General features: G+C 42.9%; 12 protein-coding genes. 8 read left to right on the top strand and 4 right to left on the bottom strand.

Annotation, left to right across the window (positions count from 1 at the left end; all coding sequences use genetic code 11):
* The first annotated feature begins 105 nt into the window (after window positions 1–105).
* Genes H8716_RS04820 through H8716_RS04810 form a run of 3 tightly spaced genes read left to right on the top strand, consistent with a single transcriptional unit; the run spans window position 106 to window position 3,720 of the window.
* Window positions 106–1,584 (top strand): L,D-transpeptidase family protein, encoded by a 1,479-nt coding sequence (locus tag H8716_RS04820; protein WP_249307387.1) that lies wholly within the window; start codon window positions 106–108, stop codon window positions 1,582–1,584.
* A gap of 36 nt (window positions 1,585–1,620) precedes the next feature.
* On the top strand, window positions 1,621–2,703 hold the full coding sequence (mutY, locus tag H8716_RS04815) for an A/G-specific adenine glycosylase (protein WP_249307386.1): 1,083 nt from the start codon (window positions 1,621–1,623) through the stop codon (window positions 2,701–2,703).
* A complete protein-coding gene (locus H8716_RS04810) occupies window positions 2,704–3,720 on the top strand; it encodes a glycosyltransferase family 2 protein (protein ID WP_249307385.1) in 1,017 nt (338 codons plus the stop codon).
* A 100-nt stretch (window positions 3,721–3,820) separates the two neighbouring features.
* On the opposite strand, the gene H8716_RS04805 is transcribed toward H8716_RS04810, so the two are convergent.
* Entirely contained in the window at window positions 3,821–4,738 is a 918-nt protein-coding gene (locus H8716_RS04805) for a diacylglycerol/lipid kinase family protein (RefSeq protein WP_249307384.1), read from the bottom strand.
* Window positions 4,739–4,904: 166 nt separating this feature from the next.
* Here H8716_RS04805 and H8716_RS04800 point away from each other — a divergent pair, with 166 nt between their 5' ends.
* Complete coding sequence (locus H8716_RS04800; protein ID WP_249307383.1) at window positions 4,905–6,575, top strand: glutamine--tRNA ligase/YqeY domain fusion protein; 1,671 nt, start codon at window positions 4,905–4,907, stop codon at window positions 6,573–6,575.
* A gap of 88 nt (window positions 6,576–6,663) precedes the next feature.
* On the opposite strand, the gene H8716_RS04795 is transcribed toward H8716_RS04800, so the two are convergent.
* Window positions 6,664–7,017, bottom strand: coding sequence for an ArsR/SmtB family transcription factor (locus tag H8716_RS04795; RefSeq protein ID WP_408610879.1), 354 nt, complete (start codon window positions 7,015–7,017; stop codon window positions 6,664–6,666).
* An 84-nt stretch (window positions 7,018–7,101) separates the two neighbouring features.
* Here H8716_RS04795 and H8716_RS04790 point away from each other — a divergent pair, with 84 nt between their 5' ends.
* Window positions 7,102–7,764: a YdcF family protein gene (locus tag H8716_RS04790; RefSeq protein WP_249307382.1), complete on the top strand. Its 663-nt coding sequence runs from the start codon at window positions 7,102–7,104 to the stop codon at window positions 7,762–7,764.
* A 69-nt stretch (window positions 7,765–7,833) separates the two neighbouring features.
* Here the strand turns inward: H8716_RS04790 and H8716_RS04785 are convergent, their stop codons facing one another.
* Both H8716_RS04785 and tig read right to left on the bottom strand, forming a co-directional pair.
* Complete coding sequence (locus H8716_RS04785) at window positions 7,834–8,589, bottom strand: TraX family protein (RefSeq protein ID WP_249307381.1); 756 nt, start codon at window positions 8,587–8,589, stop codon at window positions 7,834–7,836.
* Entirely contained in the window at window positions 8,582–9,763 is a 1,182-nt protein-coding gene (gene tig / locus H8716_RS04780) for a trigger factor (protein ID WP_249307380.1), read from the bottom strand. Before tig ends, H8716_RS04785 begins: the two co-directional genes overlap by 8 nt.
* A 157-nt stretch (window positions 9,764–9,920) precedes the next feature.
* Here tig and scfA point away from each other — a divergent pair, with 157 nt between their 5' ends.
* The 3 genes from scfA to secD all read left to right on the top strand — a co-directional run bounded on the left by scfA (window position 9,921) and on the right by secD (window position 13,702).
* Complete coding sequence (gene scfA / locus H8716_RS04775) at window positions 9,921–10,064, top strand: six-cysteine ranthipeptide SCIFF (protein ID WP_117449070.1); 144 nt, start codon at window positions 9,921–9,923, stop codon at window positions 10,062–10,064.
* An 83-nt stretch (window positions 10,065–10,147) separates the two neighbouring features.
* Complete coding sequence (gene scfB / locus H8716_RS04770; protein WP_249307379.1) at window positions 10,148–11,509, top strand: thioether cross-link-forming SCIFF peptide maturase; 1,362 nt, start codon at window positions 10,148–10,150, stop codon at window positions 11,507–11,509.
* Window positions 11,510–11,554: 45 nt separating this feature from the next.
* On the top strand, window positions 11,555–13,702 hold the full coding sequence (gene secD, locus H8716_RS04765) for a protein translocase subunit SecD (RefSeq protein ID WP_249307378.1): 2,148 nt from the start codon (window positions 11,555–11,557) through the stop codon (window positions 13,700–13,702).
* The last annotated feature ends 77 nt before the right edge of the window (window positions 13,703–13,779 follow it).

The following is a 13,779-nucleotide window of genomic DNA, read 5'->3' as shown; positions in this document are numbered from 1 at the left end:
AAGATTTTATTGAAATAAAAGGAACCTTAAATAAGACGCTTTTCACAAAAACCAAAGTGTGTTATAATTTGGAAGAATATAATTCCGGGGGGGATAAAGGGGAATATGACAGAAAAAGAGGAACGTTCTGAGGAACAGCAGGAGAAGCGCAGAACACGCAGAGAAGAAAGAAGAGATGGGGAAAAAAAGATGTCCGCAGGCAGGATTGCGCGGAACATTTTTCTTTCCCTGATTATATTGGCATTACTGGCTGTGGCTGGGGTGTATATTTATGGGATGGTCTATTTTAAAGATCACTTTTTTATGCATACGACAATTAATGGATTTGATGCATCACAGCTGACGGTAGAAGATGTGGAATCCAGAATTGCAGCAGTGATTGCGGGATATAGTCTGGAGATTGATGAGCGTGGAGGTATCACAGAGACGATTACCGCAGATCAGATTGATTATCATTATGTATCAAAGGGAGAGGTACAGGCATTCAAAGACAGTCAGAAGTTGTATGAATGGCCGTTTTATCTGAAAAGAGAGATATCTTACACATTTGATTCCAGTGCACAGTATGATGAAGAATTGTTGAAGCAGGCAGTAGACCAGCTGCAGTGTCTGGATGAAGAAAAGGTGACCAGACCGGCAGATGCGTATATTGATTTCCTGGAGGGAAAGTATCAGGTTATGCCAGAAGTGGAAGGTAATCTGCTAAAGAAAGCTGAGGTTGTCGGACTGATACAGGAAGCGGTGGATTTTGCCAGAGTGAAAGTTTCTCTGGAAGAAAAGGACTGCTACGAGAAGCCTGCCAGAAGGCAAGATGATGAAGTACTGGCAAAGACAGTTGAGAAGCTTAACACGTGTATCAGTACAGATCTGACGTATCTGTTTGGAGAACATTCTGAAAAAGTGGATGCAGACAGAGTGAGAGGCTGGCTGTCTTATGATGATGACGGCAGTGTGGAACTGGACAAGGATGCGATAAAGGCATTTGTTGCAGAGATGGCAGACAAGTATGATACGGCAGACCGCCCGCGTACATTTAAGACCCACTCTGGCAGTGAAGTGACAGTAGATGGAGGATCTTATGGCTGGCTGATGGATCAGGATGCTACCTGCGATTATCTGATTGATGCTATCTGGTCAGGTAATACAGGAGATACCTATGCGGAGTATGCACAGACCGCGGTAAGTTGGTATAACAGTGACCTCGGAGACAGTTATGTGGAGATAGATCTTGGAAGCCAGCATGTATGGCTGTATATTGATGGGGAAGAGGCAGTGTCTACGGATTGTGTATCCGGACTGGCATCTGATCCGTCAAGAAAGACGCCTGAAGGTACTTATACACTATATTACAAGGAATCACCATCAGTATTAAAAGGCGAGAATAATGAATATGAGACAAAAGTAACATACTGGATGCCATTTAACGGAGGAATTGGTCTTCATGATGCAAGCTGGAGAAGTAGTTTTGGCGGAAATATTTATCAGACCGACGGTTCGCATGGATGCGTGAATTTACCGCCGGCTGCAGCAAAAGAGATTTATGACAGAGTGTATGATGGTATTCCGATTATCTGTTATTACTAAATAAGAACTGAAGTAATTGTTCAGAAAAGGAATGATATGGACAGAGAACTGGAAGAAATAGTCAAACCGCTGCTGGAGTGGTTTGACCGGAATGCCCGGGTATTGCCCTGGAGAGATCAGCCGACGCCTTATCGTGTCTGGGTATCGGAGATTATGCTCCAGCAGACCCGGGTGGAAGCAGTAAAGCCCTTTTACCGGAGATTTATGAAAGCATTGCCTGACGTGCAGTCTCTGGCACAGTGTCAGGAAGAAGAACTGTTGAAGCTGTGGGAGGGGCTTGGCTATTATAACCGTGTGCGAAATATGCAGATCGCGGCGCAGACGGTCATAAAGGACTATAACGGAAAGATTCCGGACGAATATGCGGAACTGCAGAAGCTGAAGGGAATCGGCAGTTATACGGCAGGAGCAGTTGCATCGATTGCTTATGGTAAAGTGGCACCTGCAGTGGATGGAAATGTTCTGAGAGTTCTTTCCAGAGTGCTGCTCAGCAGGGAAGATGTGTTAAAGCAGTCAGTGAAAAGGTCAATGGAAGAAAGGGTAACTGCAATTATGCCTGCAGAACGTCCCGGCGCGTTTAATCAGGCACTGATGGAACTGGGAGCAATGGTGTGCGTCCCAAATGGAGAACCGCATTGCACAGACTGCCCATTGGAGAAACTTTGTCAGGCACATCTTCAGAATGTGACCGGAGAGATTCCGGTAAAGAAAGCAAAGAAACCGAGAAGAACAGAAGAAAAGACCGTGTTGATTATACGGGATGGAGAACATCTGGCTATTCACAAGAGACCTGAGAAGGGACTGCTTTCCGGCTTATATGAATTACCGAATACACCGGGGATTTTGACGCAGGACGAGGCGGTGCAGTGGGTAAAGGAAAAAGGCTTTTCGCCTATTCGTATTCGTCCGCTGGAACCGGCAAAGCATATTTTCAGCCATGTGGAATGGCATATGTCAGCTTATCTGGTCTGGATTGAAGATCCAATACAGACAGGAGAATATCTGTTTGTAGAACCGTCGCTTACAGAAGAAAAATATCCGATACCTGCAGCATTTGCAGCATATGCAAAATATATGGAGATCAGACTGGGGCAGGAGAAATACAGGGGGGAATCGTAAATGAAGATTTTATCAGTAGCCATACCAAGTTATAATTCACAGGATTATATGAGAAAATGTATCGAATCACTGCTTCCGGGCGGAGATGATATAGAGATTATTATTGTTAATGATGGGTCAAAAGATCGTACCGGAGAGATCGCAGAAGAATATGTCTCCAGATATCCTGGTATTGTAAAGGCGGTGCATCAGGAAAACGGAGGACACGGGGAAGCAGTAAATACAGGTCTGAAAAATGCGACAGGACTGTATTTTAAAGTGGTTGACAGTGATGACTGGGTAGATGAGAGAACTCTGCCAAAGATTATTGCAACATTGAAGAAGCTGGTGGCAGGACCTGATACGGTAGATGCTGTAATCAGTAATTTCGTGTATGACAAAGTGGGGGCAAAGCATAAAAAAGTTATGCAGTACCGCAAATACATGCCTACGGAAAAGGTATTTGAATGGAAAGACCTGAAGAAGATGCGTGCCGGAAAATATATTCTTATGCATTCTATGATCTACCGCACCAACCTTCTGAGAGAATGTGGACTGGAACTGCCAAAGCATACGTTTTATGTAGACAACCTGTTTGTGTTCCAGCCACTGCCATCAGTGAAGAAGATGTATTATATCGATGATCTGTTTTACCATTATTACATTGGAAGAGAAGATCAGTCTGTCAATGAACAGGTGATGATTGGAAGAATTGATCAGCAGATCAAGGTGAATAAGCTCATGATTGATACCATGGCTGGAATCCGCGGAACGAATAAGAACTGCAGACGATATATGCTCAGTTATCTGGATATTATTATGACAGTATCTTCTATGCTTCTGTTAAAATCAGGGACAGAAGAGAACTTTAAGAAAAAGCAGGAGCTCTGGACTTATTTGAAGAATGTGGATACAGGACTGTACCTGCAGATCCGTCACGGACTGCTGGGAAGAGCCTGCAACATCCCTGGAAAGAGTGGAAGAAAAATGTCTGTGGCAGCCTATCGGATTACACAGAAGTTTTATGGATTTAACTAAAAACAGGCGAAATGAAAAGGTCATTCCCTTTCCTGTGAATTACAGTGGGAGTGACCTTTTTACTGTAATGCTATCAAAAATAATGACGACAGATGACGGATCAGGAAATAATAAAGGAGAGTTTTTCCGGTTCCAGTTCCCATGTAATCAGCCACTGAAAACCGGCCTTTTCCCCATCTGTATGTACTGCCAGAGGAGTGGCTGTACGGATGACAGCTTTTTTGCATCGGTAAATATGTACACCGTCAAAATTCACATGATCTCCTTTAAATGCAGTTGGCAGAAGACGTAAAATGCGCAGCTTGGACATCTTTTCGATCAGACAGAGATCCAGATAATCATCACATGGATCTGCATCCGGGCAGAACTTGAAACCACCGCCTTCGTATTTCAGATTCATTCCGGCAATGAAAAAGATATCGTCGAATTCAAACTGTCTGCGATCATCCAGCAGCATGCTGACAGGCGTGGAATGAAGCAGAATCAATTGCTTCAATGCAATGCTGAGGTAAGTCAGCCTGCCAAGACCGAAACGGTTCAGCAGTTTTTTCATACCGGAATTAATGGCTTCGTGACACACAGCAGCATCATATCCAATTCCACTGCTGACAATAAAACGATAAGTCTTTTCCGGTGTGTGGGTGCATCCTATGGTGATTGGGCGGATGCATTTGGGATGCAGAATGGCATGCAGTGCTGCCAGAGGAGAAGTCTTCAGGCCAAGACCGGCTGCCAGGTCGTTTCCGGAACCGGATGGGATATATCCGAACCGGATCTTATCAAAATTAGTGAGTCCGTTTATCACTTCATTTACAGTTCCGTCACCACCGACTGCAACAATAGTGCACGGAGCATGACGACTGGAAATCAGTTTCGCAAGTTCGCTCCCCGGAGTATGGCGGCTGGTGAAAAACACATGATACGGAACGTGTTCAGTGTGCAGTTGTTTTTCAACCGTTTTCCAGATCTTCATTCCCTTTCCGGAACTGGAAGACGGGTTTACAATAAAATAATACATGTAATAACCTCTTTATTTCAGAATACATCTGATAGAATCTTTCACTATCATAGTATATCCCAGTCAAAAAGTAAATCTAAATACGTTGAATTTCATCGAAAATTATGGTATAAAAGAAGAAGTATGCGATTACATCGCGAGGAGATTAATTATCGGAGGCAGATTTATGGAAAAGGAAACGGTTTCCAAGAACTTTATTGAACAGATGATAGAGAATGATATTGCAGAGGGGCACTGCGAAACGGTATGTACCAGATTCCCGCCGGAGCCAAACGGATATCTGCATATCGGACATGCCAAGTCTATATTACTGAATTATGGACTGGCGCAGAAGTACGGTGGTAAGTTTAACTTACGATTTGATGATACGAACCCTACCAAAGAGAAGATGGAATTTGTAGAGTCCATCAAGGCTGATGTGGCATGGCTGGGTGCAGACTGGGAAGATCGTCTGTTTTTTGCGTCGAATTATTTTGACCAGATGTACGAGGCTGCTGTGAACCTGATCAAAAAGGGCAAGGCATATGTATGTGACCTGACTGCAGACCAGATCCGTGAATACAGAGGAACACTGACAGAGCCTGGCAAGAACAGCCCATACCGTGACAGAAGCGTGGAAGAGAATCTTCAGTTATTTGAAGAGATGCGTGCCGGAAAATATGCAGACGGAGAAAAGGTATTAAGAGCGAAGATTGATATGGCTTCTCCGAATATCAACATGAGAGACCCGATCATTTACCGTGTGGCTCATATGACACATCACAATACCGGAGACAAGTGGTGCATCTATCCAATGTATGACTTCGCACATCCAATCGAGGATGCAATCGAAGGAGTAACTCACTCTATTTGTACACTGGAATTTGAAGACCACAGACCACTGTATGACTGGGTGGTTCGTGAGGTGGGATATGAACATCCACCAAAACAGATCGAGTTTGCCAAGTTGTATCTGACCAATGTGGTAACAGGAAAACGCTATATCAAGAAGCTGGTAGAAGAGAAGATCGTAGACGGTTGGGATGACCCTCGTCTGGTATCCATTGCAGCATTAAAGAGACGTGGATTTACACCGGAGTCCATTAAGATGTTTGTGGAACTGTGCGGTGTATCTAAGGCACAGAGTTCTGTAGATTATGCTATGTTGGAGTACTGTATCCGAGAGGATCTGAAGCTGAAGAGACCTCGTATGATGGCAGCACTGAATCCGGTGAAGCTTGTAATTGACAATTATCCGGAAGACCAGATTGAATATTTGGATGTAGTGAACAATCTGGAGAATCCGGAATTGGGATCCAGAAAGGTTCCATTTGGACGTGAACTTTATATTGACCGTGAGGATTTCATGGAAGTGCCGCCAAAGAAATATTTCCGTCTGTTCCCGGATAATGAAGTTCGTCTGATGAATGCATATTTTGTAAAATGTACAGGATTTGAGAAGGACGAAGACGGTAATGTATCAGTAATCCACTGCACATACGATCCGGCATCCAAGGGTGGAAACAGTCCGGATGGAAGAAAAGTAAAAGGTACAATCCACTGGGTAGCAGCAAAGACAGCAGTGAAGGCAGAAGTCAGATTATACGAGAATATTATAGATGAGGAAAAGGGAGTATATAATGAAGATGGTTCCCTGAATCTGAACCCGAATTCTCTGACAGTATTAGAAGAATGTTATGTAGAACCGGCACTAGGTGAGGCAAAAGCCTATGATAGCTTCCAGTTTGTAAGACAGGGATTCTTCTGCGTAGATTCGCACGATTCCACACCGGAGAAACCGGTATTTAACCGTATCGTTTCCCTGAAGAGTTCTTTCAAATTACCTGCATCAAAATAGAAGATAAGAAAATGCCCTGTCCATTCAATAAAAGATGGAACAGGGCATTCATTATAAACAGATAAAAACAGATTGGATGGCTGAAAAATTATTCCAGTACATGATTCAGTCCCTGTGAGATAATTGTAGCTACATGAGTATCTGCAAGGGAATAAAAAATAGTTTTACCATCCCGGCGGGCTTTTACCAGATGTTTTTCTTTCAGAATACGAAGCTGGTGGGAAATGGCACTCTGCGTCATAGAAAGACTGTCAGCAATATCGCAGACACATAACTCACCTTCTGACAGGGTATACAGGATACGAAGTCTGGTAGGGTCTCCGAATGCTTTAAAAAGATCAGCCAGTTGATACAGGTCGTCAGGACTGATCTGCGGAACATGCAGATTCATATGATGATGGTGCTCACTGCACACTTCAGCTTCCATAATTTGATGTTTCATAGTACCTCCATAGAATTCAATTACAATTCAGTATAGCATGTGATAAATTTTTTTTCAATAAAATTCCAGAAGCAGGAGAAACATATGTTTTACGATCAGATTACAGATTTTATATTTCAGGAAGATCAGCCGCAGAAGTGCGAGTTTATTTTTATTCCGGGGAGTGGATATGGTGAACTTGCAGTGCGGGCGGCACAGCTTTATCAGAAAGGCTTCGCCGGTAAAATCATTGTTTCCGGAAAGTACAGTATTTTGCAGAAAAAATTTGCAGGGGCTGTTTCACCGGAAAGCTATCGGAACCGGGAATTCGCAACAGAAAGCGATTTCCTGAGAACGGTATTGCTGGAGAATGGTGTAAAAGAAGAAGATATCTGGCAGGAGAAGCAGGCAACATTTACTTATGAGAATGCCATCTATATACGCTGTCTTCTGGAAGAAATGGGTTACCGGGAAGAAGATATGCCTGAAAAAGTCCTGATCGTGTGTCAGGCATTCCATGGAGCACGATCCAGAATGTATTTTAACTGTATGTTCCCCAATACAGAGTTCCTGATCTGTCCTGTGGAGACTCAGGGGATTACGAGGACAAACTGGTTTCAGCAGGAAAAGGGTATTCAGACTGTTCTTGGAGAGGTAGAGCGGATCGGTACACAGTTTACCGGAATTCTTATGGGAAATGACCAGGCAGAAGCAAATTGCAGAAAAAGGGTTACCGGTCATATGCAAACAGTAACAAAACGTTCCTGACCAGAGAAGGATCAGGAACGGCAAAGCATTGTATTTGTAAAGGGCTGAACAGATACGTTATTTTAACTGTCAGATCAGAAAATGCGGGATGACTACATGTCTCAGAAATCCCAGAATAAGCAGATGAACAGGATAGAACCAGTAAAAGAAGTACTTCATCTGCCGTCCTCGCTGTCCGTTATAGAACCAGACAGGAATAAAAGCGAAGGGAGCATACATTTCCCAGGAAATCGTAATGGCTCCGAAGATGGCCTGCAGCCGACGATCGAGACGCAGGGAATACAGGACAATAATCAGAAATACACCTTTATAATTGTAGTCTGTATGCAGAAAATCGGCCATCCACAAACCGACAGCAGCGATGAAGATCTGCGTTAGAAGATTCAGATAATTTCCGACTTTTGTTCTGGGGGTACGGAATTCAAAATAAGACATCCCAATCATAACCAGAAGCCCAATTAGAAGAGTGAAATAAACATTTTGGTGAGCGTTTCTAAGGAGCTGATTGGAAAAAGCATAATCAAACGGCAATTCTGAAATTAATGCGAATACAAACATACGAGATGCATATTTTCTTACATTTCGTGTATGAAGAAATCCTTCCACAAGCAAAAAACAGAAAATGGGAAAAGCAAGTCTGCCAATATTACGCATATGAGGGTAAATCATTATACAGAAATCACCCAGGGCACTGCCGTCCGGCAGTTTATGACGAAGGGGACCGACAAGTGCAGCCCCCATATGGTCAATCAGCATAGTAATAACAGCAATCAGTTTTAAAGTGCTTCCTGTTATGGAAACAGGAGAAGTAGCTTTGTTATGCATTGGTTTCACTTTCTGTCTCAGCAGTAATTTCAGATATATCTTCAAAGGCAGCGCCTGTATCATCAACATCTGTTTCCAGTTCTAAGCCGGCATCGGATTCATCTTCAGGATCCATGGATGCTTCGTCAAGAAAATCTTCGTCAGTGTAATACTCATCTTCGTCGATATCGTTAAAAGTATTATTTTCTCCCAGAAAATCAAGAACCTTCTGATAAAGCAGGCTATAGCGGAGATCCTCTTCGCTGTTATCGTTCAGAAAATCTTCTTTTGTATCATATTCATATAATTCCCAGTTATCATCTACAAAGGTATTGAACTCATCGTCAGTGACTTCCAGTTTTTCTTTTGCGGCAATAGCATACACAACCAGTTCTTCATGAACGCTGTTTAATACATCGTCTTCAATGTCATAATCATCACCTGCAAGATCTGTCCATTCAATACCAAGCTGGTCAGCAAAAGCCTGATTTTCGGATTCCATCTGTTCTTTTACGGTATTGTACATATCTTCAGGATAGCCGTCAAAGGTGGCGTTGTCAACCGCCATGGAAAGTGCATCAGAGCATGCAGTATAGGTGGCGTCATCGTCATACTGAGACTGAAGATCTTCTTTGACAGAAGCTTCAAAGTCTGCGGTTGTGTCAAAACCATAATTTTCTTTTACATAGGCATCGTTGTAATCCGGAAGAATGACTTCGGAGATGGAATTCACAGTGACAGAGAAGACTGCAGTCTGTCCGTCAAGCGTGCCGTCGTATTCATCTGGAAATGTAACAGTGATATCCTTTGTGTCACCTGTCTTCATACCAACGATACCGGCTTCGAAATCGTCCAGAAAAGTGCCTGATCCAAGCTCCAGATCATAATCAGTGTCGGAACCGCCTTCAAATTCTTTGCCGTTGATGGTTCCGGTATAATCAATATTGACCGTATCACCTTCTTTGGCACCACGGTCTGTAACCTCTTTAAAATCAGCGTCGGCGTACAGATCATTCTGAATCTCATTCTGGACATCGTCATCCGAAATAGTAGTAACAATCCGGTCTATTGTCATACCGGTATAATCTCCAAGCGTTACGTATTTGCTGTAGGGATTCTCATCTTTTTTACCACATCCGGCAAGGGACGCAACACTGAGGAGAACAGCGAATGGTATCACATATTTTTTCTTCATAAACAAATCCTTTCTGTTATACAATTATTTTTTTAACTATATCATAAAAAAGTGAAGCTTGTGTGAATTTTTTTGAAAATGAAAAAAAATATTGAGATTCCATAAAAAGCATGGTATACTAAATTAGCTAAAAATATAAGTTTGGAGGACAAGTTTTATGAAACACATCAAAACATTAAATACACAGAGCCTGCAGAAAACACTGAAAAAAGGCGGTTGTGGAGAATGCCAGACTTCCTGTCAGTCAGCATGTAAGACATCCTGTACAGTAGGAAATCAGAGCTGCGAGAACGCAAAATAAGAAAAGAAAAATAAGATTTAAGAGATAAGCAGCGGATGTTTATTCGCTGCTTATTATCGGTTAATAATGGAAGGGGACAAATAGTGATACATCAGTATAAAAATAATGGATATAACATTGTGCTGGATACCAACAGCGGGGCAGTGCATGTTGTGGATGATCTGGTATACGATGTCATCGGACTGCTTGACCAGGGGAAAGACAGCAATTCCATTTGTCAGGAACTGAAAAGTGCCTATCCGGAAAGTGATATAAAAGAAGCTATCACTGAGTGCCATGAACTGGAAGAAGCCGGTCAGCTGTTTACAAAGGATATCTACCGGGATGCCATCATTGATTTTAAGGCACGCCAGACTGTGGTAAAAGCTCTGTGCCTTCATATTGCACATGATTGTAATCTTGCCTGTAAGTATTGCTTTGCAGAAGAAGGCGAGTATCATGGAAGAAGAGCTCTGATGAGTTTTGAAGTGGGGAAAAAAGCACTGGATTTCCTGATCGCCAATTCCGGAAGCAGACGGAATCTGGAGGTAGACTTTTTCGGCGGCGAACCGCTGATGAACTGGCAGGTAGTAAAAGATCTGGTAAAATATGGACGGGAACAGGAAAAGCTTCATGACAAAAAGTTCCGTTTTACACTGACAACCAATGGTGTACTTTTGAATGATGAGGTTATGGAATTCTGTAACAAAGAGATGGCAAATGTGGTACTGAGCATAGACGGAAGAAAAGAGATTCATGATCTCATGCGTCCTTTCCGTGGCGGTAAGGGAAGCTATGATCTGATCATTCCGAAGTTCCAGAAGTTTGCAGAGAGCAGAAATCAGGAAAAGTACTATGTAAGAGGGACTTTTACCCGCAACAATCTGGACTTTGCAGAAGACGTGCTCCATCTGGCGGATTTGGGATTTAAACAGATTTCCGTAGAACCGGTAGTAGCTCAGGAATCCGAAGACTACAGTATACGTGAAGAAGATATTCCGAAGATCTGTGAGGAATATGATAAGCTGGCAAAAGAGATGATTAAGCGTGAAAAAGAAGGAAGAGGATTTAATTTCTTCCATTTCATGATCGATCTTACCGGTGGACCATGTGTTTATAAGAGATTGTCCGGATGTGGATCGGGTACAGAGTATCTGGCAGTGACTCCATGGGGAGATTTTTATCCATGTCACCAGTTTGTCGGTCAGGAAGAATTCCTGATGGGCAATGTAGATGAAGGACTTAAGAGACTGGATATCCGTGATGAATTTAAGTGCTGCAATGTTTATGCAAAAGAGAAGTGCCGTGACTGTTTTGCAAGATTTTACTGCAGCGGTGGCTGTGCAGCTAATTCTTACAATTTCCACGGAAGTATCAATGATGCATATGATATCGGATGCAAGCTCCAGCAGAAGAGAATCGAATGTGCTATCATGATCAAGGCAGCGCTGGCAGATGCAGAATAAGCCGTTAGCTGCGTGTCTCTAAATAATAGAAAAGAGGAAAAGAACATGAATAAGAACAAATCAATTGCAGTGGTGATTGGCACCGTTGTTCTTACGATATTACTGGCATTTACCACCATTGTTGGCTTCGGTCCGACAGGAACCGGTGCAGCCAGAAATATTATTACCGGACTGGATCTGTCAGGTGGTGTCAGCATTACATATCGTGCAATCAGCGATGGAACACCTTCATCTGAAGATATGAAGGACACCATCTACAAACTACAGCAGCGTGTTGCCGGATACAGTACAGAAGCACAGGTTTACCAGGAAGGTGATGACCGTATCAATATCGAGATTCCTGGTGTAAGTGATGCCAACAAGATTCTGGAAGAACTTGGTAAGCCGGGTTCCCTGTCATTCCAGACAGAAGACGGAACAACAGTCCTTGAAGGAACAGATGTGCAGACTGCTCAGGCAGCGACCTCTGCAGACAGCCTTGGCAATTCACAGAATGTAGTAGAACTTCAGTTAACAGACGAAGGAGCAAAGAAGTTCGCAGATGCTACTGAAGCGAACATCGGCAAACGCATCTATATTATTTATGATAATCAGGTGATCAGTGCACCGACTGTACAGGCCCACATTACCGGAGGTACGGCACAGATCACTGGTATGGCGGACCGTGAGGAAGCAGAAAATCTTGCATCTTCGATCCGTATTGGTTCCCTGTCATTGGAATTGGAAGAACTTCGTTCTAATGTAGTAGGAGCGCAGCTTGGATCTGCGGCAATCAGTACCAGTATCAAGGCAGGAGCAATTGGTCTGGTGATCGTTATGATTTTTATGTGCATCGTATATCTGGTACCGGGTATTATAGCCAGTGTTTCCCTTTTGATTTATACAGGATTGATTCTGGTATGCCTGAATGCCTTTGACCTGACGCTGACTCTGTCTGGAATTGCAGGTATTATTCTTTCCATTGGTATGGCGGTAGACGCCAATGTTATCATCTACGCACGTATCCGTGAAGAGATCGCAGACGGTAAGACAGTCAAGACTGCCATTAAGATTGGTTTCCAGAAGGCACTGTCTGCTATTTTGGATGGTAACATTACCACACTGATTGCGGCAGCTATCCTGGCATATAAGGGAACCGGAAGTGTACAGGGATTTGCACAGACTCTGGCACTTGGTATTGTTTTATCCATGTTTACGGCTCTGGTAGTGTCCAGACTGATTGTAAATGCTGTTTATACACTTGGCGTGAAGGATGAGAAGTTCTATGGAAGAGCCAAGGAAAGAAAAGCATTTGATTTTGTTGGAAAGAGCAAGATTTTCTTTATTCTTTCTATTGTAGTGATTCTGATCGGACCGGCAGGAATGCTGATGCATGAAAAGAATGACGGCAAAATTCTGAATTACAGCCTTGAGTTTATGGGCGGTACTTCTACCACGGTTACATTCAATGAAGATTTCTCTATTGAAGAACTGGATGCAAAGGTTGCACCGGTTGTTCAGGAGGTAACCAAGGATGCAAACATTCAGATGCAGAAGGTAACAGGTGGCAATCAGGTTATTATTAAGACAAGAGAATTATCGGTAGACGAGAGACAGAAACTGGAACAGAAGCTGGTAGATGAATTCGGTGTAGACGAGTCAACTATTTCTGAAGAAAGTATTTCCTCCACTGTAAGTGCTGAGATGAAGTCAGATGCAATAGTAGCAGTTATCATTGCAACCATCTGTATGCTGTTATATATCTGGTTCCGTTTCAAAGATGTACGTTTTGCAACCAGTGCAGTAATTGCTCTCATACATGATGTGCTGGTAGTATTGATGTGCTATGTTGTACTGTGGATCAGTGTAGGTAATACCTTTATTGCCTGCATGCTGACTCTGGTAGGTTATTCCATCAATGCAACCATTGTTATCTTTGACCGTATCAGAGAGAACATGAAGCTGATGAAGGGCAAGGATTATAAGGATATTGTAAATACCAGTATCACACAGACACTGACCAGAAGTATTTATACTTCATTTACAACCTTTGTTATGATCGCGATCCTGTTTATCATGGGAGTAAGCTCCATACGTGAATTCGCACTTCCATTGATGGTAGGTGTGCTTTGCGGTGGCTATTCATCTGTATGTATTACTGGTCCACTGTGGTATGTAATGAAGACAAAGATCAAAGACAAAAAGAAAAAATAAGCAGTAAACAGACAGCCGCCCCGACAGCAATGCCGGGGCGTTTCTGATAAATGTGAAGGATATTTACGTTTATCAGA

It is taken from the genome of Jingyaoa shaoxingensis (assembly GCF_014385005.1).
Classification (GTDB): Bacteria; Bacillota; Clostridia; order Lachnospirales; family Lachnospiraceae; genus Marvinbryantia; species Marvinbryantia shaoxingensis.
Note: the sequence above shows the minus strand (reverse complement) of the source record. Positions and strands in the feature narration are given on the sequence as shown.